The organism is Oscillatoria sp. HE19RPO (genome assembly GCF_024220515.1).
Taxonomy (GTDB): domain Bacteria; phylum Cyanobacteriota; class Cyanobacteriia; order Cyanobacteriales; family Laspinemataceae; genus Laspinema.
The window spans coordinates 1-21,692 of the sequence record NZ_JAMXOT010000338.1 but is presented as its reverse complement, the minus strand read 5'-3'; the positions used below and the strand labels follow the sequence as shown (position 1 = coordinate 21,692).

The following is a 21,692-nucleotide window of genomic DNA, read 5'->3' as shown; positions in this document are numbered from 1 at the left end:
CGTTCGTAGTCACTGCTCAACGGAGTAGCCCCGTCAATGTAGGGGCGTATTGCATACGCCCTGGGGCGCAAGCATTTACTCCGACAGATACCTTTCTTTCAGTTGAACGTTTGGAGGATTTATATTTTGCAATCCCCTTACTGGCTTAATTCCCCTGGTTGGTGGTAGAACCTCCACGGCGAAGACTCTTTAAATTTTAAACTCTGTAAGTTTTTATTGATATAAGTTTTTCCAACGTTATTGCCTCTCCCTAGGCAAACACCTATCTGGCTTGTGGAAGTTTTGGTTTTCTTCCGCAGCCCGATTTTTTTTTGTTGACCTAGAATTATAATGGTTATTACTTGAATTCAAAATTTTTAGGAGAAAGTTATGACAAATTTAGAAACCCGAACCGAGAGTAATTCTAACTCCAATATGGATAATTCTATGCCGGAAGGAGGAAGACAAAAAGAGTTTCCGGCGACAATTCAGCAGTATTTTAATGGGTTGAATGAAGGGGAGTTTGAAGCAGCCAGTTTGTTATTTGCACCGGAGGGGGAACTGCGGCCACCGTTTGAGGAACCTGTGGTGGGACCGGAGGCGATCGCCAGTTATTTAGAAGCAGAAGCTAAGGGAATGAAACTGTATCCGCGATCGGAATTTCAGGAATCGGTTGAAGAGGGGAACCGGCATTTTGAAATCCGGGGAAAAGTGGAGACAGCTTTTTTTAAAGTGAATGTTGCCTGGTTGTTTGTCCTCAATCCAGAGGCAGAAATTCTCAGCGTCCGGGTTAAATTGTTGGCATCGTTGAAAGAACTGGTCAATTTGAGACGGTAGGTCATTTGTCATTGGTCATTGGTCATTTGTTATTTGTCATTGGTCATTTGTCATTGGTCATTTGTCATTGGTCATTGGTTGATGCGGAGGATGGGGAGGATGGGGGAGAGAGAATCTTTAAGGATCTACTTTTACTGTTGTATGTAGCCTGCGTAGGCAGGCTTTGTCCGTATAGCCCCACCCTTGAGGGTGCGGGTTGGGGAGGATGGGGGAGAGAAAATCTTTAAGGATCTACTTTACTGTTGTCTGTAGCCTGCGTAGGCAGGCTTTGTCCGTATAGCCCCAGGCTTTAGCCTGCGGGTTGTGGATATTTTATGTTTTGGAGTTCTTAGACATAGAATGCACCCCTTTTTCATGGGGAGGGCGAGAGGGGAACGTCAAGGGGCGATCGCCTAGAGAGTAGCTTTCATAAGAGAATCCTCGGTGCTCGAACGGACGATCGGAACCCCGCGAAAAAATAGAGCGATCGCCGTTCCACAGTTCGGTAATCGCTTACACTTTTTGTTCCGACATACTCGCTTCCAACTTCAGACAGTTACGACCATCAATTTGGAGACTGTACTCAACCCGATCCATCAGACGATTCATAATTAACCATCCATAACCGCCATCGGGCATTTGTTCAGGAACTGGGGCCATATAGGTCGATAAATCGTACCCTTTGCCGTAATCCCAAACTTCCAGGGCGATATCCCGTTCCTTGAGTTCCAGACGAACCAGGACCGGGAGATTGGGTTGATCCCGGTGAGCGTGACGCACCACATTAGAATAGGCTTCCGCCAGAACTAAACGTAAGCGATTCGACTGACGGGGCCACTCAATATGATCTCCAAGCTCCATTTCCAGACAGCCCAACAGCCAGCTTTCAACAATCGTTAAAAACCGCAAGTCGCTTGGGACGTGCAACTCAGTTCTCATTGCTTACAGAACCTCCAGAGAAAGTATAGTTTGGTCATCTTCCTGCTCTTGAGCAATCTCGCGGACGCGAGCTAATACGTGATTAAGGTCAAGGGGATGATTTTCCTGACCGATCAACTGCCAGAGACCCTCTTGTTCCAACATCGACCCCTTATGGAGTCCAATAGAGGAGTCTGGATTGGTGATGGTGGCCTCCGTGAGACCATCGCTCGTTAGCAGAAAAACTTCCCCTGGATTTAACTCCATGCTCCCAACAGTGCCTCTCCAGACGGGTAAAATTCCCAAAGGAATGCCCCGAGCTTTGAGGAAATTGGGTTCAACGGTTGCTGCATCAGAAGAAGTTAACATTTGATGAGACCAGACGAGGGGATAGATATGTCCAGCATTGGCATAGGCCAACTCTCGGGTAGAAGGGCGATATCGAGCCACAACCATTGTAATAAAACAGTTGTTGCCCATGAGGTCATCGGCCAGAGCGCTGTTCAGATTCATCATGACCGTTTCGGGTTCTGGCGAAGTTTCTTGGGCCAGTTCACGCCGCATCACCGAAATAGCACTCGCCATAAACAGCGCAGCGGGGACCCCTTTACCGGACACATCACCCACAGCGACCCAGATATCACCTTGAGCATGAACGTAGACCTCAAAGAAATCTCCACCGACGGCGCGAGCGGGATAGCAAGAGGCTTGAACCCGAGCGGTTTCAAATTCCGGCCAACTTTGCCTGAGCAAATTGGTTTGAATTTGACGAGCCACCTCTAATTCCGCCATCATTTGCTGGGCTTGCTCCTCCGTGCGCTGATAGAGCTTGGCTTGAGACAGCGCCAGGGCCGCTTGTTCGGTCACCCCTTCAATCAGTTGGATATCTTCAGGAGACCAACTGGTGGCGCTGCCATCTTGGTAGACCGACATCACCGCGAGCAGATCCTTTTGGTAACTCAGGGGAACAACCAAGCGAGTGGAATCCTTGCCCTGATTGTCGCCTTGAACTAATTGAGTCTGACGGCTTTCCAGGACCGTGGCAATCAGGGCCTCCTCCTCCTCGGGTACATCAATGGAGCCTGTGTCGGGGTTCAGATAGGAAAACGAGTCCGGCGTGAGGCGATCGCCCTCTACAGGTCGCAGAATACAGCGAGTCGCCTCAAAATTTTCGCCCACAGTTTCCACAATCGTCTGCAACATACTGCGGTAGTCCAAAGACTCCCGAATCGCGCTCATCACCGCATTAAATAATGCTTCCCGGCGTAGAGCGCGACGCAGGATATTCGTGCTTTGCTTAACCACCTTGTAAGTTTCAGACGCTTGCTGAACCACCGCCTTTAATTCTTCAGGGTTCCAAGGTTTGGTGATGTACTTGAATACTTGGCCGGAGTTAATCGCCTCTACCAGGTCCTCTACATCGGTGTAGCCGGTCAGTAGAATCCGAATCGTATCGGGAAACCGTTCTACCGTTTTACTGAGAAATTCTGTGCCGTTCATTTCTGGCATTCGCTGGTCTGAAATAATCACGGCCATTTCGCCGCTTTCGTCCAGCGCCTCCAGAGCTTTAAACGCACTATCTGCTCGATAAACGTCAAAGTCCCGCCGAAACGTCCGGTATAGCAAGTCTAGGTTGTCGATTTCATCATCGACCACCATCAGTTTCAGCTTGCTCCCTTTTCCCCGACTCATGCGATACCCCACTTACAGGCTATATGGATTCAGTGTGACTTGCGCCATTGTACGGCTGTTTTCGACGGGCCGATCTTTATCGGGTGCCCAACGGGTTCAGAACACCACTGGCAAATCACGCTTTGGGTGGGCATTCCTTTCTCTACAAAAGTACCCGGCGATCGGCAGGCACTAACGGGCTTTCCTCCGCTCAGATGAGCTTAACATAGAGAGCTGGCTTGTTAGCAGCCTGCAATTGAGTTCGGTCCATTTGTGAAAGACCGTGATTCTATTGGGGTGAGGCAGTGGGTCAGTCTTGCTGGCCCCTCCAAACCCCTGCCATTGGGATTAACCCGGTGGAGTGTCCCCTTCTAGGTTGGATCCGGCTCAATGCGCTCGAATACTCTCAACTTAGCCGATCGCGATCGCGAGTTGTGGGCAATTTCTGCTTCCCCTGGCGTGATCGGCTTTTTCGTCAGCACCTTCAGAAGCGGTGAATCCCGCATCCGATGCTTGACCAGTCGATCTTCTAGGCTATGAAAGCTAATAATACCCAGCCGTCCCCCCGGATGCAACCACAAGGGAGCCTTTTCTAAAAACGTTTCCAGCGCAGTTAGCTCCCCATTCACCGCAATCCGCAACGCTTGAAACACCCGGGTCGCCGGATGAATTTTTCCATTTCGATACTTCCCGGGCACTGAAGAGGCAACAGCGGAAGCCAACTGAGTGGTGGTTTCCAACGGACGTCGTTCCACAATTCGCCGCGCAATCCGACGAGAAAACCGCTCCTCCCCATAGCGATAAAAAATATCCGCTAACTCCACCTCATCCCAATAATTGACAATTTCTGCCGCACTCAACTCCTGCCGTTCATCCATTCTCATATCCAACGACGCCTCATACCGAAAACTAAACCCCCGTTCCGGGTGGTCTAACTGCGCCGAACTCACCCCCAAATCTGCCACAATCCCATCAAACCGCATCTCCTGGGGCTGATATTCCGCAAAATTCCCCTGCCAAAATGTCACCGCATCTCCATACTGCGCCAGCCGACTCCCTGCTGCATCCAGGGCCATGCGATCGCGGTCGATCGCCACTAACTGCACCCCCGGGGCCGCCTCCAAAATCAATTGCGAATGACCTCCCCCACCCACCGTCACATCTAAATAACGCCCCCCAGGACGAACCGCCAACCCCTCCACCACTTCTTGACTCAACACCGACAAATGGACAAACTCCGCCATTGCCTCCGGATTTACACTCACTCCCTGATTTACCACAGACCCAATCTCCCTATAATGATGAAAGCAATGAAACAAAAAGCAACAATTGGTAACAGAACCGCCGTACCCCGTCCCGATTTTAGATTGTAGAAAATCCCATATCGTTGGCTAGTACGGCAGCCCAAATCTGTCTCAACAGGAGCACCCTCATTTATGGCACCACCAACCCGGATAGAAACTAGAACCGATCCCATGATTCTCAGCATGGGACCGCACCATCCCTCCATGCACGGGGTCCTGCGCCTAATCGTCACCCTTGACGGCGAGGATGTCGTCGATTGCGAGCCAGTCTTGGGCTACCTGCATAGAGGCATGGAAAAAATTGCCGAAAACCGCACCAATATCATGTTCGTTCCCTACGTTAGTCGCTGGGACTACGCTGAGGGAATGTTCAACGAAGCGGTAACCGTCAATGCACCGGAGAAACTCGCGGACATTGAAGTTCCCCGACGTGCCAGCTACCTGCGGGTAATCATGCTGGAACTGAACCGACTCGCCAACCACCTACTCTGGTTGGGACCCTTCCTCGCTGACGTTGGCGCACTGAGTCCATTCTTCTACATTTTCCGCGATCGGGAAATGATTTATGACCTCTGGGAAGCCGCCACCGGGCAACGCATGGTCAATAATAACTACTTCCGCATCGGTGGCGTCGCCGCTGACATCCCCTACGGTTGGGTCGATAAATGCGAAGACTTTTGCGACTACTTCGATCCCGTCATTGACGAATACGAACGCCTAATCACCAACAACCCCATTTTCCGTCGCCGGATTCAAAACCTCGGCGTCATCTCCCGGGAAGAAGCCATCAACTGGGGTCTCTCCGGTCCCGTGTTGAGAGCATCCGGCGTCAAATGGGATTTAAGAAAAGTTGACCATTACGAATGTTATGACGACTTTGATTGGGAAGTTTGCTGGGCCACTGAAGGGGACTGTTTAGCCCGATATATCGTCCGCATGGCCGAAATGCGCGAATCAGTAAAAATCATCCGCCAAGCCTTGAAAGGTCTACCTGGTGGACCTTATGAGAACCTAGAAGCCAAACGGATGATGGAAGGACCCAAGTCCGAATGGAACGGATTTGACTATCAATTCATCGCCAAAAAGATTGCCCCGACCTTTAAAATTCCCGCTGGAGAACATTATTTCCGCGTGGAAAGTGGCAAAGGAGAATTGGGGATTTATCTGATTGGGAATGATAATGTCTTCCCCTGGCGCTGGAAAATCCGCGCTGCTGACTTCAATAATTTGCAAGTCTTGTCCTCTATTTTACGCGGTAACAAAGTCGCGGATATTGTGGCAATTCTAGGCAGTATTGACGTGATTATGGGTTCCGTTGACCGATAATTAAAAGCCCGCCTGTAGGGGCGATTCGCGAATCGCCCCTACATTAAACCTCGTGTCATGGCTCTGCCGTGACACGGGCATTTTGCGGCTCTGCCGCCTAATTACGGTAGGGAAACCAATACCCACCCTACTCTTAAATCCTAACTCAAAATGTCCAACATATTAACCCAAATCATCCTAGAAAAAATCCAACAAAATACCCAACGGCGAATCACCTTTGCCGACTATATGGAATTAGCCCTCTACCATCCCGAATATGGATATTACGCTGCCAACGTTGGAAAAATTGGCGCACAGGGAGACTTTATGACCTCCCCCCACTTAGGCGCAGATTTTGGCGAAATGCTGGCAGTGCAATTCATAGAAATCTGGGAAATACTCGGACATCCCACCCCATTTCACCTCGTAGAAATGGGTGCGGGTCAAGGATTAATCGCTGCCGATGTCATCAAATATCTCTATCGCCACCATCGGGATTGTTTCACCGCCACAGAATATCTAATCATCGAACAATCCCCGGCAATGCGCCAGTTACAACAGCAGCAATTCTCCAAACTCTCCAGCAGCGGTGCCAATTTACGCTGGGTGACTTGGGAGGAAATTGCGACAGATTCCATCACTGGATGTTTCTTTTCTAATGAACTAATCGATGCCTTCCCCGTGCATCAAATTCAGGTAACAGAGGGGAAACTCCAAGAAATTTATATCACCACCTCGGACAAAATACCCGAGTCTCCCTTTCAAGAAATCACTGGGGAACTCTCTACTCCGAAAATTACCGAATATTTTCAACAGATTGACATTGACATCACCGGCAAACCCTATCCCGACGGATACCGCACGGAAGTCAATCTCGCCGCATTGGATTGGGTGAGACAGGTGAGCGAAAAACTCAAACAGGGATATGTGCTAACAATTGATTATGGATATCCCGCTCATCGCTATTATACACCAATGCGACATCAAGGAACGTTACAATGTTATTATCAACACCGCTATCATGATAATCTCTATATTTTGATTGGGGAACAGGATATAACGGCTCATGTTGATTTTACCACATTGGAACGACAAGGGGAGTCCTGCGGATTGGAGAAATTGGGGTTTACCCAGCAGGCGATGTTTTTAATGGCATTGGGGTTAGGCGATCGCATTGCGGCACTCTCCACTACTCCAGGCATGGATTTGGGAACGATGATTAATCGCAGACAAGTCTTACATGAGGCGATCGACCCTAGAGGATTAGGGGGATTTGGGGTGTTGGTACAGGGGAAAGGGTTAAGTGAGGAGCAAAAGGGGAAAGGGTTACAAGGGTTGAGGATACCGCCGATGCGGTGATGTTATGTCCAGATTGACCTAACCCCCCAACCCCCTTCCCTGCGAGGGAAGGGGGAGAAGAGGAAGAAATGGTTTTTTAGGTTACTTTACCGGACTTGATATAATATCATTGGTCCTTGCGCTTAATCCATAACCAGGCGATCGCCATAAACAACAACCCGGCAACGAGACTATATCCCAAGGAACGAACGGGTGGAACCCAGGCGGTAGGAAAACTGGGGTTGGGTTTCACTGAGGCGATCGCCTCCGTATCCCGTGTTGTTTCCGTCGTCAGCACTTCCACCGGCACAATCACATAGGGAAACTGTGCCGAAAGGGAAGCTGCGATCGCCGCTGCTGCTAAACCCCACCCAAAAATTGTGATATTATTCTGAAACCGCCGTTCTTGCCTTGCGCGATCGACTTCTACCAACCCCCGAATCGTGGCGATCGCAAACTCCAACCGCTGTAAACCCGGACTCAAATTTTCATAATCTTTTTCCACTTGGAGCAAATATTTCTCCGTGACAAGATTGCTAAAATTTGCTAAAAATGCGATATCACTGGGTTGAGTAGCAAACGCCGAAAACTCCTCAGATGTTAATTTTTTGGCAATGATTTCGATGCGTTTTTTGTAATTATCCAGATTAATGGCGATCGTCCGCAATTGATACCCCAACTCATCCACATCAATGGTGTAATCCGAGACAATACTGCGAGCTTGATTGAGAATAGCTTTCAATTGACTTAAAGGTAAATTTTCATACTCATTCCCGCGAATTTGTCTCAAACAATCTTGAATTGTGATATAATCTTGTTTCAGGTATTGTTTCAGTTCGCGAGTCTGTCCATAAGCCCAAAGAATTTTAGCGCGATAAGCAAATAACCGCATCCAATCATACATCAACTCCGCCCCTGCTTTAGCTGCCTTATCCGTCGGATAGAGAACAATTATCACATGATGACAGTCAAAACACCGGGACTTAGATTCCGCAAAATCCTCGGATTTATTGGCCGTTTCTTGCAGCAATAGCTTAAAAGAATCCAGTTCAAAAACCGTCCCCCCCAACAGGTGACCTTGACCCTGAAAATCATCCTGCCAATTCGCCCAAGGAAACAACGCCTTATAACAAATTTGAGCCACATCTTGCGGATTTTGACCCGGGTGAGGCAACTGCCCATAAATCAACCAAGTTTGACCTAACGGTGCCGATGTTTCGCCCAGACGACGCTTGATTTCCGCCTTAATCTGTTTAATACATTTCGCCGGTTGTGCAGTCAATTCATCCGATACCGAACAATCTAGCAACAGCCCATACATATCGCTCATCCGCACCGGGTAATAAAACCCTTCGTAACCCTGATTGCTGAATTGGTAAAACTCGTTCTTTTTCGGTAAAAGTTCCTCATACTCCGATTCAAACCCCGAATCAAACTTGAGCCGCTCATGCAGAATTTTCGGCATTTTTTGTTTAAATTTATCCCAATTTTCTTCCAATGTCTCGGAATTGTCGCCTAACCCGTCCCGCAAATCATAGAGGAATAAATCAACCGTGGGATAAATGATAGTGTTCATAGAATTGGATGGGGAAATTATCCCGCCATCTTCCAGTTTGCTCATTCAATATTGGGTAATAAAACCGCAGGATTATCCTAAAATATCGGGGTTTGCGGTAATTCCCAATACTCCGCCAAACTCTCAATTTGTTTAACACTTTTATCCGGGCGATCGCGCGTCATCACCATCCGACTCAAATTCACCACTTCACTGGTCCGTTGATTCGGCTTTCCTTGGGGGATATACCCTTTGCTAGTCCCTCTACCCCCCAGGAACTCTTGCACTTGGTTGGGCGACGGCAACCGCTGATAGAGTTCCTCCAGTTCCAGCGATGCTAGTTTTGTCAACGCTTCTTGATAAAGTTGATTTAAAGCAGGATTAGCCCCTGCAACTTCTTCTATATTAGTAATCAGGGTCAACTCCTCCTCAACCGACCAATCCCCCAGAGCATCCCCCAGTTCATCTAAAGCATACAGTTCGTCATCCGTGAGGGCCGGTTTGAGACGGTAGAGAGCCAGCAAAAAAGCGAGTAACGTTTTGTCAAGATTCGGTTCCATTGGGCGGGCAAGGGATTAAAATTACGATTAACATTGCAATCGGTCAGCCCCGGAACAGACTGGGTGGGTTTAGCCAACAGGCTAACCCTAGGGAGCAGAAGGGCTGGCTAGTCTCATTTTAGCGCTTAGTAGGGGAAAATGAAAAGAGCTTTAGTTGTGGGCATTAACTGCTATCGCAAGTTGGGCAAATTGCGAACTCCTGCTAACGATGCCAATGCGGTGGCCCAAGGACTGCGTGAAATTGGCTTTGACGAAATCAGAGGGTTGCCCTCCGCACCCCCTGAAACTGGGTTGTGGGTCGATCCAGAGAACAAGCTATTGAGTAAGGAGTTAGAAAATGCGATCGAGTGGTTATTTGCGATCGATGAGGATAAAAGCAACATCCCCGAAACCGCCCTCCTCTTTTTTGCCGGACATGGGTTGCGATATGAAAAAGGTAACAGAAGTAAAGGCTTTTTAGCGACCAGCAATTCTTCCAATAATGACAGTAAAGACAAATGGTATCAATGGGGTGTATCCCTCGTTGATTTACGACAAATATTAGAGCAAAGTCCCGTAAAACGGCAAATTGTAATTTTGGACTGCTGTAATGCGGGAGAAGTCTTTAATTATAAAGAAATTGACCCGGGAAATTCAGAAATTGTGACACGCTGTTTAATGTCAGCTTGTGCCGCGAATCAACCCGCTTTTGAACCAATAGAAGGAGAACACAGCTATTTTACCGCTACTTTATTGGAAGGCTGGCAACAATCTGAACTAATTAGCACCTACACTTTATGGGAGTATATCGATGCCAACTTTAAGTATAAGCTGCAAGATGTCAGGCGGAATGATTTAAACAACCAAGATTTGTATCAAAAGCCCAAATGTAGCAATCGAAACGGCGAACTGATCCTGTTTGCCCCAGAGGTATATCCGGGAACCCATCCAGATATTATCGAAAAAGGGTCTAATCCCTATAAAGGGTTAGAGGCATTTCAGGAAGCAGATGCCCCATATTTCTTTGGTCGCGGGCAGTTAACGATCTCCTTGGTGAATTTGATTCACGACAAACCTTTTCTCGCAGTTTCGGGCAGTTCCGGCAGTGGTAAATCCTCCGTTGTCCGGGCCGGGTTAATTCCCGAATTAAAGAAAGGCAGTACCTTTTCCGAGACAGCCACCTGGAAAATTTATGAACCCTTTAAACCCGGAAACGACCCCCTCGACAGTTTAGCGCAGGTCTTGGTGGATGAGAATCTGTCCCTAGAACAAGTCAACGCCGAACTCGCCCTAGGTGCGAAAGGATTACAAAGGCTGATTTCCCAGACCAAACGCCCTTGTGTATTAGTCGTAGATCAGTTTGAGCAACTGTTTACCCCATCTCCAAGTGAGGATAAACAGCGGCAATTTTTGGATTGCTTGTGCGGGGCGATCGATAGCGACTCCTCTCCAACTCAGGGAGATGAGGGAGAATTCTCCCTCCGGGTAGTCATCACCATCCGGGACGACTTTTTAGGCAAATGTGCCGAATATCCCCAACTGTTGAAACTGATTAACACCAATAAGGAAATTGTTGGCTCAATGAAAGAGCGGGAATTACGGGAAGCCATCAGCCTACCCGCCCAAAAAGTCGGCTGTGAAATCCCTCCCGACCTGGAAAACCTCATGGTTGCAGACGTGCAGAAATCCCCTGGCAGCCTGCCCCTATTGCAAGATCTCCTCCAACAGATGTTTACCCTACAGTATAAAGAGCGGCGACCGTTGACCGTCCAAACCTATCAAGACGATGACATAGGCGGCGTCCAAAAAGCCCTACAAAATCGAGCCAATAAACTCTATAACTCCCTTACCGACGACCAAAAGAAGATTGCCAAAAGCATCTTCCTCGAACTCACCCAACTGGTAGAAAGCACCACACCCACCGCCCGACAAGTCCGCAAATCCCAATTAACCGACCTACCCCCCTCCCCCAAACAGGTGGAAACCGTCCTCGACCAATTAGAAGCAGCGCGGTTAATCGTCACCCGGGAACTGCAAGCCAGAGGGAACAAAGCGGATAAAATCACCGTAGTCGATGTCGCCCACGAATCCCTGATGAGTAACTGGGAGCAATTAAAACAGTGGGTCAAGGAAAACCCCGAAGTCAAGCGCCAAAGAGACGAAATCCAAGCCAAAGCCCAAGACTGGGAAGACAAAGGCAAACGCCGCGAGGGATTACTCAGGGGATTAGATTTAGTTGAAGTCGAGGTATTTGAGCGAAATCATGGCAATACCTTTCCCCCGTCTGGATTGGTGCGAGAGTTTGTGCGAGAGAGTCGAGAAGAGAGCGATCGGCTGGAAAAAGAAGAGGAAGAACGACAACAGCGCGAACTAAATTTAATTAAAGAAACCCTAGAGCAAGAAAAGAAAGCCACCGAACAAGAAACCAAAGCCCGTAAAGCAGCACAAAGCCGGACAGCCGTTGCCCTCGTTTCGACATTAGTAGTCGGTGTGGTAGCAATTTTTGCCACTGTTCAACGGATAGAAGCCCAAAGACAAGCCACCATCGCCAGCTTAGGAGAAAAAGCCGCAAGAGCCAAGAATTTGCTTTCCAGCCCTCAACCTATAGATGGGTTAGTGCTGGCGATACAGGCGACGAGAGAGAGTCAAGATAAATTGGGACAAGTTCTCACTGCCTTTCACGATAGCTTACTCACCGGGATTCAAACTGTTCGAGAACAAAACCGCATCCAAGGGCATCAGGGTTGGGTCAATGCTGTAGCCTTTAGTCCGGAGGGGGAGACGATTGTTAGTGGCAGTAATGACCGCACATTGCGCTTATGGAACCAAAAGGGTGAACCAATCGGTGAATCGTCACGCCGTCATCAGGGTTCAGTCAACGCCGTAGCCTTTAGCCCAAACGGGAAGTATATCGTCAGTGCCAGTGATGATAAAACCCTGCGTTTGTGGAACCCTAATGGGCAACTGATTACTGAACTGCTTGGGCATCAGTTGCCCATTAACGCGGTAGCGATCAGTACCGACGGGGAGACGATTGTCAGTAGCAGTAACGATGGAACGGTGCATTTGTGGGACCGCACGGGAAAATGGATTGGCGAACTGCCGGTACATGAGAATATTGTTGAAGCCTTAGCCATTAGTCCCGACGGGCAGTATATCGTCAGTGGCACAGCGAGTTTATTTTCATTCGGCACTCTCCGCTTGTGGAACCGTAAGGGGCAGCTAATCAGCGAACAATTACGAGCGCATAAGGCTTCGGTTGAAGCTGTCACCATCAGTCCAGACGGGGAATATATTGTCAGTGGAGGTGCAGACAACGTTGTGCGGTTGTGGAGTTTTAAGTGGGAACTGATTGCCGAACTGCGTGGGCATAAGGGTCTGGTCTATGCCGTAGCCATCAGCCCCGATAGTCAGACCATTGTCAGTGGTAGTATGGACAACACCCTACGCTTGTGGAACCGCCAGGGGGAATTGATCCAGGTACTGCGCGGCCATCAGGACTGGATAAATGCCGTAGCTATTAGCCCGGATGGGGAATATATTGTCAGTGGCAGTAAAGACCATTCACTCCGCTTGTGGAACCATAACGAGCAACCGATGGGCAAATCAATACCCATTCATGAAGATGAGGACACCGCTAAAGCCATCAGCCCGGATGGGGAGTATATTGTCAGTGGTAGCAGTAATGACAACATCCTGCGCTTGTGGAACCACCAGGGGCAAATGATTGAGGAACTGCGCGGGCATTCAGATAGAGTCAGGACCGTCACTATCAGCCCAGATGGGGAGTATATTCTCAGTGGCAGTTATGACAAAACCCTGCGCTTGTGGAACCGCAATGGGCAAGAAATCGGGGTCTTACAAAGTCATCAGAACACAGACACAGCCTTAGCCATCAGCCCAGATGGGGAATATATTGTCATCAGCAGCAGTAACGACAATATCCTCCGCTTGTGGAACCGCGTTGGGCAAGAAATCGGGGTTTTACAGGGTCATCAAGGTAAAGTCAATGCCGTGGCTATCAGCCCGGATGGACAGACCATTGTCAGTGGCAGTTATGACAACACCCTGCGCTTGTGGAACCGTAATGCGCAACTGATTACCGAACTACGCGGGCATCAGGATGAGGTCAACGTAGTAGCCTTTAGTCCGGATGGACAGTATATAGTTAGTGGTAGCAAAGACCAAACTCTACGGTTGTGGAACCGCAATGGGCAGCCAATAGGCGAACCTTGGCGCGGACATCAGAAAGGAGTCTCTGCTGTTGCCGTTAGTCCGGACGGGGAAACTATTGTCAGCGGCAGTTGGGATGGCATCCTGCGCTTGTGGAACCGTAATGGGCAGACAATAGGCGAACCTTGGCGCGGACATCAGTATTTTATAAACGCTGTAGCCTTTAGCCCCGAGGGGGAGAGCATAGTGAGCGGGGGTAATTCCCTAGACAGTAGTTCATACACCCTGCGCTTGTGGCCTATGGGGTGGAAAAATTGGCTGCAAATCGGCTGCAATCAGTTGCAGTATCATCCTGTTCTGGTAGCACCAGAAACCGATGTTGCCCGCGAAGCAGGGGAAACCTGTCAAAAATATGCCTGGAATCAAACCGAGTCGGCACAGTTTCTCGTCCGTCAAGGCAAGGCTTTAGCCCGTGAGGGAGATATCGAGGGGGCAGTTGCCAATTTTAAACAAGCCAAAAAACTTGATGCCACTCTCAACCTTGAACCCGAGGCCGAAGCCAAACGCCTTGCGGTTCCGGTTTTGCTTGAAGCGGGTAAAGATTTTGCTGGACAGGGTGAATATAACGAAGCGGTTGCCAAATTTCAACAAGCCCTCACCCTTGACCCCACTCTCGACCTTGAACCCGAAGCCGAACGCCTTGCGGTTCCAGTTTTGCTGGCGCGGGGAGAACAAGGGGTTAAAGACAAACAGTATAAAGCAGCGGTTGAGGCTTATACTACCGCCCAGAACATCGATGCCACAGTAGAAATTTCTGCTCAAACTTGGAATAACCTTTGTTGGTATGGCAGTTTGGGCGGTGAGGCAGGGGCGGTGATGCCTGCCTGTGAGCAAGCCGTCACCCTGGAACCGGAAGATGCAGTACATCGAGGAAATCGGGGAATTGCCAAAGCACTGACTGGAGATAAAGAAGGAGCAATTCAAGATTTTCAAGCCTTTATTGAATTAAATGAGAATGAAGCAACCGACGAACAAGCCCAGGGTTATATTAATGCCCTTCGCGCTGGGGAAAATCCCTTTACCGATGCAGAGATTAAACGATTGTTAGGCGAATGAGCTTGACCTCACCCCTAGGCTCTAAATTTGCTAAAATAGCCAATCAGTTAAAAAAACTTACCTAAATTTATCGAGCTATGTCTCTACCCCTCGAACAGTACACCGTGAATTTGGCAGAAACCGGCAAGTTAGTTATCCCCGAAACCGTGCGGAAGCAACTTAACCTGCAACCGGGGGATTCCCTCACCCTAACTGTCGAAAATGATGGGAGTCTGCGCCTGTTGAGCTTACGCAAATCCGTCCAAAAAATCCAAGGAATTTTTAAAGATATTGCCCCGGGTATTAGCCTTGCAGACGAACTCATTCAAGAACGGCGTGAGGAAGTACATCGGGAGCGCGAAGCATGACTCAAAATCCTATTGCAGTATTGGATGCCTCAGCCTTACTTGCTTACCTGCAAGGCGAACCGGGTGCCGATGATGTTGCCGATGCTTTACTTCAAAAAGCAACGATTAGTGCTATAAACTGGGCAGAAACTCTCTCCAAACTGGCGGAACGCGGTCAAGATCCTGATACGGTTACCACTCAGTTGAGGGAGGGCGGTTTGCTCGATCAGGCATTAATTATCTATCCAGCAGACGAAGAACTCGCACGCGACATTGCTAAACTAAGAGTTTCCACTCGTTCATTCGGTCTTTCTCTGGGAGATAGAGCCTGTCTTGCTCTAGCATTGAAGCTACACTTGCCTGCATTGACTAGCGATATCGCGCCTGGGAAAGTCTCAGTTTAGGTGTAGAAATTAGAGTGATTCGGTAATTAGAGGACAAGGCATTGCCGTGTCCCTAGGTATATTTTAAAGAACTTTCCCTCGTGTCATGGCTGAAGCCGTGACACGGGCATTTTGCGGCTTAAGCGCCTGTAGCCGGGAGGAGGCAGAGCCTCCAAGAGCGCATTATACCAAATCCGGTTGTTAAAAGTCGGTTTTCGCTTTTAGCCCGCGCAGGCGGGCTTCGTCCGTATAGCCCCAGGCTTCAGCCTGCGGGTTTTTACAGACCTTTGACAACCGGATTCCGTATTACTTGGCAGAGCCAAGTAACGAGATGTATAATATATGCTACAATAAACTTAGAAAAATTCCCCAACAGCATCATCAGGAGGAATCAGGGTGAATACCCCAAATGCCAATTACGACCAGCCTTGGAAAGAAGCCTTAGAAGAGTATCTCGAACCCTTCTTAGCCTTCTTTTTCCCGGAAGTTCATCAGTTAGTAGACTGGAGCCGAGGATACGAATCCCTAGACAAAGAACTGCAACAAATTACCCCCACGGGGAGCAGTGGAGAGCGGGAAGGGGATAAACTTTTCAAGGTTTGGCAAAAAAACGGAGAAGAAGCCTATATCTTGATTCATATCGAAGTCCAGAGTCAAGAAGACAGCGAATTTCCCGAACGGATGTACATCTACCATTATCGGTCTTTTGATATCCATAAAAAAGTGATTAGCCTTGCCATATTAGGATGCGATCGCCCGTCATGGCGGCCCCACTCCTATAGTTATAACCTCGCAGGCTGTTCCGTCACTTTTGAATTCCCCACCGCCAAACTCCTGGACTATGAAAGTCAATGGGAGACCCTTGAAACCAGTCTCAATCCCTTAGCCTTTTTAGTGATGGCCCATTTAAAAACCCAAGCCAGCACCGGAAATGCCGAAGAACGAGAACAGTACAAATGGGAGCTAGTGCAGAACCTCTATGAACGAGGTTATACTGAAACGGACATCATCAACCTATTTCGATTACTCGATTGGATGATGACCCTACCCGAAAGCCTGCAACAAAGTTTTGACACCAAACTCAAAAACTATCAGGAGGAACGAAAAATGCCGATTCTAAGCAATATTGAACGTCGAGCAATGGAAGCTGGTCGCCAGGAAGGTCACCAAGAAGGGAGCTTAGAAAATGCCCGGAATTCGGTGCTGTTAGTATTGAGCGCCCGGTTCAATTCTGTGTCACCAGAACTGAGTGCGCGAGTGAATCAAATTGCTGATATCTCGATGCTAAGTCAACTGCTGCAACAGGCCAGTGTGGTAAGTTCGGTGGCGGAATTTGAGGCACTGATTCCCTCGAACGAACCGGAATAATAAAGATTGAATAGACTTTTCGGGACAAGGGATTGCCTTGTCCCGAGGAGAAGTAACAATCAGGAGGATTGGCGGCAATGTCATGGAATCAACTTCTGCGCTACCTCTGTCATAGTGCTTCAGGGTTCTGATTTGGGTAATTCGGAAAACTTTTGCTCTAATTCTCGATATTTCGGCACATCAATGATTGTTTCAAATTCCTGAAAGTTCACTAATTTATCAAACCCGGTGGTAGTTTGATGTTGTCTTAAATACTGGAAACAATCCTCGATCGCCTTCGTGGCTGCAAACAACCCCGACAACGCATACACCGCAATTTTATACCCCAATGCCTCTAACTCCTGCGCCGACAACACCGGCGTTTTTCCCCCTTCTATGGCATTGGCAAACAACGGCACATCCGGAAAGGCTGCGGCAATTTCCTGTAACTCTTCCACCGACTGCGGTGCCTCGATAAACACAATATCCGCCCCTGCTTCATAATAGGCGCGACCCCGGCGAATCGCTTCCCCTAACCCTAACGGGGCTCTGGCATCGGTGCGTCCGACAATCACCAATCCACTCTCACCTCGTGCCTGGACTGCGGCGCGAATTTTTTGGATATGTTCCTCTGCCGGAATCACCCGTTTTCCTTGAAAATGACCGCACTTTTTCGGCCATTCCTGGTCCTCTAAAATCACGCCAGCAATTCCCTGTTGTACGGCATCAGTGACAGTTCTAATCACATTCAGGGGATTACCATAGCCGGTATCGATATCGGCAACCACAGGAATATTCACCGATTGTGCGATGCGGCCCACACTGTATAACATTTCCGTAGCGGTGAGGAAGCCGTAATCGGGTCGTCCTAGGGTGGAGGCGGAGATGCCGAATCCGCTGGTGAAGACCATTTCAAAACCGGCGCGTTCGGCGAGTTGGGCGCTGATACAATCATAAATCCCCGGAACGACGAGCATTCCGGGGCGTTTCAAGAGTTGGCGCAGAGTGTGAGTTGAGTTCATGATTTGAGAGCCGATCGCAAGCAACATGAACCCTATTTTAGACGCTGAGTGCCTCAGATAAATAATCGGCTGCTGCCTCTACGATCGCGATCGCATTTTCATAGACCATCCGCGTCGGTCCGAGAACCCCCACACTCCCCACCGGCACCGTTCCCCGATGATAGGTTGCCGAAACCAGGGTACAGGTTCTAATCGGTTCCAGGGGATTTTCTGCCCCAATTCGCACTTGCACTCGCCGTCCGGACCCCTCCGGTGCAGGGGGTTCAAAAATCAACGGCAGGAGTTGGTCCTGTTCTTCTTCCAGCAGTTGAATCAGAGTCTGGACTTGAGCCAATTCACAAAATTCCGGTTGTCTCAACACTTCCGAAACCCCACTAATCAAAATTTGAGTTTTGCCTGGGGTTTGAGCACGGACGGCTAAATCCTGTAACCAATGACTCAAAACTTCCGCATACTGCTCAAATTCTCGTCCTAATTCACTCCAATCTAGGGCGGATAATTGGGCGAGGGTTTGTCCGCGTAGATGGTTATTTAAGAAATTTGAGAGGATTTGCAACTCGCGATCGACGATTTCCTCATCGGCGAGGGAGTCATCTGGGGACTCGGGAAGTTCCATGACAGCAGATTGGGTTTGATAGTTATCAATCACCACCACAATCATAATTTTGCGCGGTTCGATCTGGATTAACTGCAAATGCCTCAGACAAGCGGTGTGAGTCTGAGGCATTGTAATTAAGGCGATATATCCGCTGAGGGCCGCCAAGATTTGAGAAGCCCCTCTGAGCACCGCTTCAAAGGCCCAATTTTCTAACTTCAGGCGATCGCTCAGGGCCTGTTCTACTTGTCGCGAGATGCCATCATCCGGTTTAATCAGCTTATCCACATAAATGCGATAACCGGAATCTGAAGGAATTCGTCCGGCAGAAGTATGGGGTTGATAGAGTAATCCAGCTTTTTCTAACCACCCCATTGCATTGCGAATGGTGGCGGGACTGACGCTTAAATTATATTCATCCACTAAAGTTTTAGAGCCTACAGGTTCGGCAGTGGCGATATAGTGCCGGACAGTCGCCCATAAAACATATTGTTGTCGTTCGTTAAGGTTCATTTGCACAAATATGGGAGCCAAAGCCAAATGTAATCGGTTTTAAAAACTGAGCGGTTATCAATTGAAAAGGGACTTGTGGAAATCAGCAAGAGCGAGAACTGCGCCCATTGTTGGGTTCCGTCAGAGGAATCCGGACTAGGTAGAATATAGCGACGTTTACCCTGAAATTCTGCTGCTGTCGTTACAGGTTGGGAGAAGGTTCACCCTATTTTTGGACGGATTTCCATCGGATTTAGATTCTATTTTAGTTTAAAAAGGTGCGGGATGGGGGTTAGGGACCCTGGAATAGGCGGGTCCCGCAGGGGGAGGGTGGTGGTTGGTATCGGGGGGTAGTTGGCCGATCCCGGAAGGTTCAAGTGCGATCGCCCCAGGGAAGGGGCCGAGACTGCACCGGAGGGCCTCGCGGGATTAAGGCAGTTCTACCGAAGTGGGTTTAGCAATGTGAGGCAGACCCCAGCCGAGTTTTTCTCGGAGAACATGGAAAAATTCCGGGGGATTAATCCGGATAAATTTAGCCGAGTAGGGCGATCGCTGAACTCGCACCTGGTCCTCGGGGAGTACATAACACCCGGCATTCCCATCCACCACCATCACCAAACGATTGGTATTCGCCGGAAAAATCGTCACAGGTTCAGTATTGGCAAACACCAAAGCCCGAGACGCGAGAGAATGGGGACAAATCGGCACCAGTTGTAACACCGGGACATCCGGCGTGATCACCGGACCCCCAGCCGAGAGTCCATAAGCCGTGGAACCTGTGGGAGTGGAAATAATCACCCCATCTGCCGCAATATCTACCGGCGCATGGCGTCCCACTTCAATTTCAAAGTGACACATACAGGTGAGGGGTTCCCGGTGTAAGACCATTTCATTCAGGCAAAGCGCCTCCCAGACAACGGTATCGTCTCGGATCGCCTGCACCGTGACCATCGTCCGTTCTTCGATTTGATAGTTCCCCGCTAACACCTGTTCCATTGCTTCGGGAAGTTGGTTGAGATAGGTTTCCGTCAGAAACCCCATGTGGCCCGTATTGACCGTTAACAAGGGAATGCCGCAGCTTGCCACCTGCCGAAATGCGGACAGCACAGTGCCATCGCCTCCCAACACCACCGCGAAAGACATTTCAGCGTTAAATCCAGGAGGGGTGAGCTGTTCGACGGTGGTATGACAGACGGGCTTATCTAGGTCAGAATAGCCTAGAATGCCGCCCATGCCGGTGGCGAGAGCAACTTCCCAACCCAATCCAATCAGCTTGTCTCTCCATTCTTCGGCAGCGCGACAAGCTATGGGTTTAACATCGTTGTAAATAATGCCAGCTTTGGGCACCGCGCTCAAGTCCTGCTAGTGGGTTATTGATTGCCAGAGTTAGGGATGGAATCACATTCTTGGTGAGTCACCGCGAATGCACGGGGCGGATGAATGGCATCAGGGATGCCAAATAGCCCTGTGAAACTAGAGTCTGAACAAAGCTATGCCATTTGTCAAGAGCCTTCAGGCGATCGCCCTCCACAGGCTAGTTCCTTTGACGGGGCTAACCCTACGGGAGGGGTTAAAATGGGACTCGGCGTTTGGACTGCTTCTTGGTTTTGCTCTGTTCGTAATCTAATTCTTTCAACTTCTTTAAAATTCGGCTGAAATACTCTCTCAGGTAACATTCTACGGTGGTCGTGTCCTTGGGGTCCAATCCAAAAACAGGATACACCTCATCCATATTGGCGGTTAGGGGTTTCTCGGAGGCGAGCACTTCAGCAAATGCCAAGCGATCGGCTACATTCCACCCCCATTGGAAAAATCGTACCACCCGGCGAAATCCCCGCAGGACACCCAACGGCATTCGCGTCACCTTGGCTTTTTCCCCCGAGAGTCGTTCGCACAGGTCGATAATTTCCTGGGGAGTCCAAGGACGAGTCCCCACTACGGGAAAAACTCCCTTGGAGGTTTCAGGGACTGACAAGGCCCGCACTGCAAATTTAGCAATGTCCTGGGTATCCATATAGGCAATGGGCGCAGTCTGGTTAGTCACCCAGACTGCTTGATTGTCCAAAATCGGGATGGCGTATTGAGAAATCAACCCTTGCATGAAGCCCGCTAATTGCAGGATTGTGTAATCTAATCCCGATTCAGCTAAATAGACTTCTGTGCAGCGTTTGATTTCCATTAAGGGGACTTCTGGATACTGGTCCGCTTCCAGAATCGAAAAGAAGATATACCGTTCGACCCCGGCTTTTTTGGCCGCTTGAATGAGCGCCACCTTACCTTCCCAGTCCACTTGTTTAATGCTCAGAGAATCGGTGGGCCGATTCGTCGCTGCATCAATAATCGCCGTCACCCCTTCGAGGGCAACGGGCAAGGTTTCTGGATCGCATAAGTCTGCGCGGACCAACTCAGCGCCCCATTCTTTTAAAAAGGCCGCTCTTTTGAAACTGCGTACTAAACAACGTACCTGGTATCCCTCGTCTAAGGCGCGACGGGCAACCTGTCTGCCTAGGGTACCAGTGGCACCGACAACCAATAAGCTCATCCAGGATTGTTTGACGAAATTTTAACTTTTATGAAATTTTATCAGAGATTCCTGAGATTTCTGAAGGAAATTCGTTACAAATCTGAACAATTTTGACCGATTGCGCTAAAAAACTTAAAGAATCGAGGGCAATCGGGTCCCTACTCCCTTAAAAATGGAGCCATCTCCAGTTCCCCCTCTTTTCTAAGGGGCGAGGACCTGGGACGCCGGTACAGTATTAGGGGATTGCAAAATATAAATCCTCCAAACGTTCAACTGAAAGGAAGGTATG

16 protein-coding genes are annotated in these 21,692 nt (G+C 49.1%); 7 read left to right on the top strand and 9 right to left on the bottom strand.

Features of this window, described 5'->3' with window-relative positions; translation table 11 throughout:
* Positions 1-369 precede the first annotated feature (369 nt).
* Complete coding sequence (locus NG833_RS25830; RefSeq protein ID WP_254568144.1) at positions 370-816, top strand: nuclear transport factor 2 family protein; 447 nt, start codon at positions 370-372, stop codon at positions 814-816.
* Between the two features lie 492 nt (positions 817-1,308).
* Here the strand turns inward: NG833_RS25830 and NG833_RS25825 are convergent, their stop codons facing one another.
* From NG833_RS25825 to rsmH, 3 genes are all read right to left on the bottom strand, one after another.
* Positions 1,309-1,734, bottom strand: a complete 426-nt coding sequence (locus tag NG833_RS25825) for an anti-sigma regulatory factor (protein ID WP_254568143.1) — start codon at positions 1,732-1,734, stop codon at positions 1,309-1,311.
* A gap of 3 nt (positions 1,735-1,737) precedes the next feature.
* Entirely contained in the window at positions 1,738-3,405 is a 1,668-nt protein-coding gene (locus NG833_RS25820; protein WP_254568142.1) for a SpoIIE family protein phosphatase, read from the bottom strand.
* A 350-nt stretch (positions 3,406-3,755) separates the two neighbouring features.
* Entirely contained in the window at positions 3,756-4,628 is an 873-nt protein-coding gene (gene rsmH, locus NG833_RS25815) for a 16S rRNA (cytosine(1402)-N(4))-methyltransferase RsmH (RefSeq protein ID WP_254568145.1), read from the bottom strand.
* Between the two features lie 192 nt (positions 4,629-4,820).
* Between rsmH and NG833_RS25810 the strand changes: the two genes are divergently transcribed.
* Both NG833_RS25810 and NG833_RS25805 read left to right on the top strand, forming a co-directional pair.
* Positions 4,821-6,014 carry an NAD(P)H-quinone oxidoreductase subunit H gene (locus NG833_RS25810; RefSeq protein ID WP_254568141.1) on the top strand — a complete coding sequence of 398 codons (1,194 nt, stop codon included), beginning with the start codon at positions 4,821-4,823 and terminating at the stop codon, positions 6,012-6,014.
* A 150-nt stretch (positions 6,015-6,164) separates the two neighbouring features.
* On the top strand, positions 6,165-7,352 hold the full coding sequence (locus NG833_RS25805; RefSeq protein WP_254568140.1) for a class I SAM-dependent methyltransferase: 1,188 nt from the start codon (positions 6,165-6,167) through the stop codon (positions 7,350-7,352).
* Between the two features lie 106 nt (positions 7,353-7,458).
* On the opposite strand, the gene NG833_RS25800 is transcribed toward NG833_RS25805, so the two are convergent.
* Positions 7,459-8,907 (bottom strand): hypothetical protein, encoded by a 1,449-nt coding sequence (locus NG833_RS25800; protein ID WP_254568139.1) that lies wholly within the window; start codon positions 8,905-8,907, stop codon positions 7,459-7,461.
* Between the two features lie 77 nt (positions 8,908-8,984).
* A complete protein-coding gene (locus tag NG833_RS25795) occupies positions 8,985-9,446 on the bottom strand; it encodes a hypothetical protein (RefSeq protein ID WP_254568138.1) in 462 nt (153 codons plus the stop codon).
* 138 nt (positions 9,447-9,584) lie between these two features.
* Here NG833_RS25795 and NG833_RS25790 point away from each other — a divergent pair, with 138 nt between their 5' ends.
* From NG833_RS25790 to NG833_RS25775, 4 genes are all read left to right on the top strand, one after another.
* Positions 9,585-14,714, top strand: a complete 5,130-nt coding sequence (locus NG833_RS25790) for a caspase family protein (RefSeq protein WP_254568137.1) — start codon at positions 9,585-9,587, stop codon at positions 14,712-14,714.
* 77 nt (positions 14,715-14,791) lie between these two features.
* The gene (locus NG833_RS25785) at positions 14,792-15,061 is read left to right on the top strand and encodes an AbrB/MazE/SpoVT family DNA-binding domain-containing protein (RefSeq protein ID WP_254568136.1); all 270 of its coding nucleotides are present in this window, start codon (positions 14,792-14,794) and stop codon (positions 15,059-15,061) included.
* Positions 15,058-15,444 (top strand): type II toxin-antitoxin system VapC family toxin, encoded by a 387-nt coding sequence (locus NG833_RS25780; RefSeq protein WP_254568135.1) that lies wholly within the window; start codon positions 15,058-15,060, stop codon positions 15,442-15,444. The genes NG833_RS25785 and NG833_RS25780 overlap by 4 nt, the downstream gene beginning before the upstream one ends.
* A 375-nt stretch (positions 15,445-15,819) precedes the next feature.
* Positions 15,820-16,791 carry an Rpn family recombination-promoting nuclease/putative transposase gene (locus tag NG833_RS25775; RefSeq protein WP_254568134.1) on the top strand — a complete coding sequence of 324 codons (972 nt, stop codon included), beginning with the start codon at positions 15,820-15,822 and terminating at the stop codon, positions 16,789-16,791.
* Between the two features lie 119 nt (positions 16,792-16,910).
* Here the strand turns inward: NG833_RS25775 and NG833_RS25770 are convergent, their stop codons facing one another.
* The 4 genes from NG833_RS25770 to NG833_RS25755 form a co-directional block, all read right to left on the bottom strand.
* Positions 16,911-17,792, bottom strand: a complete 882-nt coding sequence (locus tag NG833_RS25770; RefSeq protein WP_254568133.1) for an oxaloacetate decarboxylase — start codon at positions 17,790-17,792, stop codon at positions 16,911-16,913.
* A 37-nt stretch (positions 17,793-17,829) separates the two neighbouring features.
* Entirely contained in the window at positions 17,830-18,906 is a 1,077-nt protein-coding gene (gene hrcA / locus NG833_RS25765) for a heat-inducible transcriptional repressor HrcA (protein WP_309143883.1), read from the bottom strand.
* A gap of 402 nt (positions 18,907-19,308) precedes the next feature.
* The gene (locus tag NG833_RS25760) at positions 19,309-20,226 is read right to left on the bottom strand and encodes an NAD(+) kinase (protein WP_254568131.1); all 918 of its coding nucleotides are present in this window, start codon (positions 20,224-20,226) and stop codon (positions 19,309-19,311) included.
* Positions 20,227-20,449: 223 nt separating this feature from the next.
* Positions 20,450-21,421, bottom strand: coding sequence for an SDR family oxidoreductase (locus NG833_RS25755; RefSeq protein WP_254568130.1), 972 nt, complete (start codon positions 21,419-21,421; stop codon positions 20,450-20,452).
* Positions 21,422-21,692 lie beyond the last annotated feature (271 nt).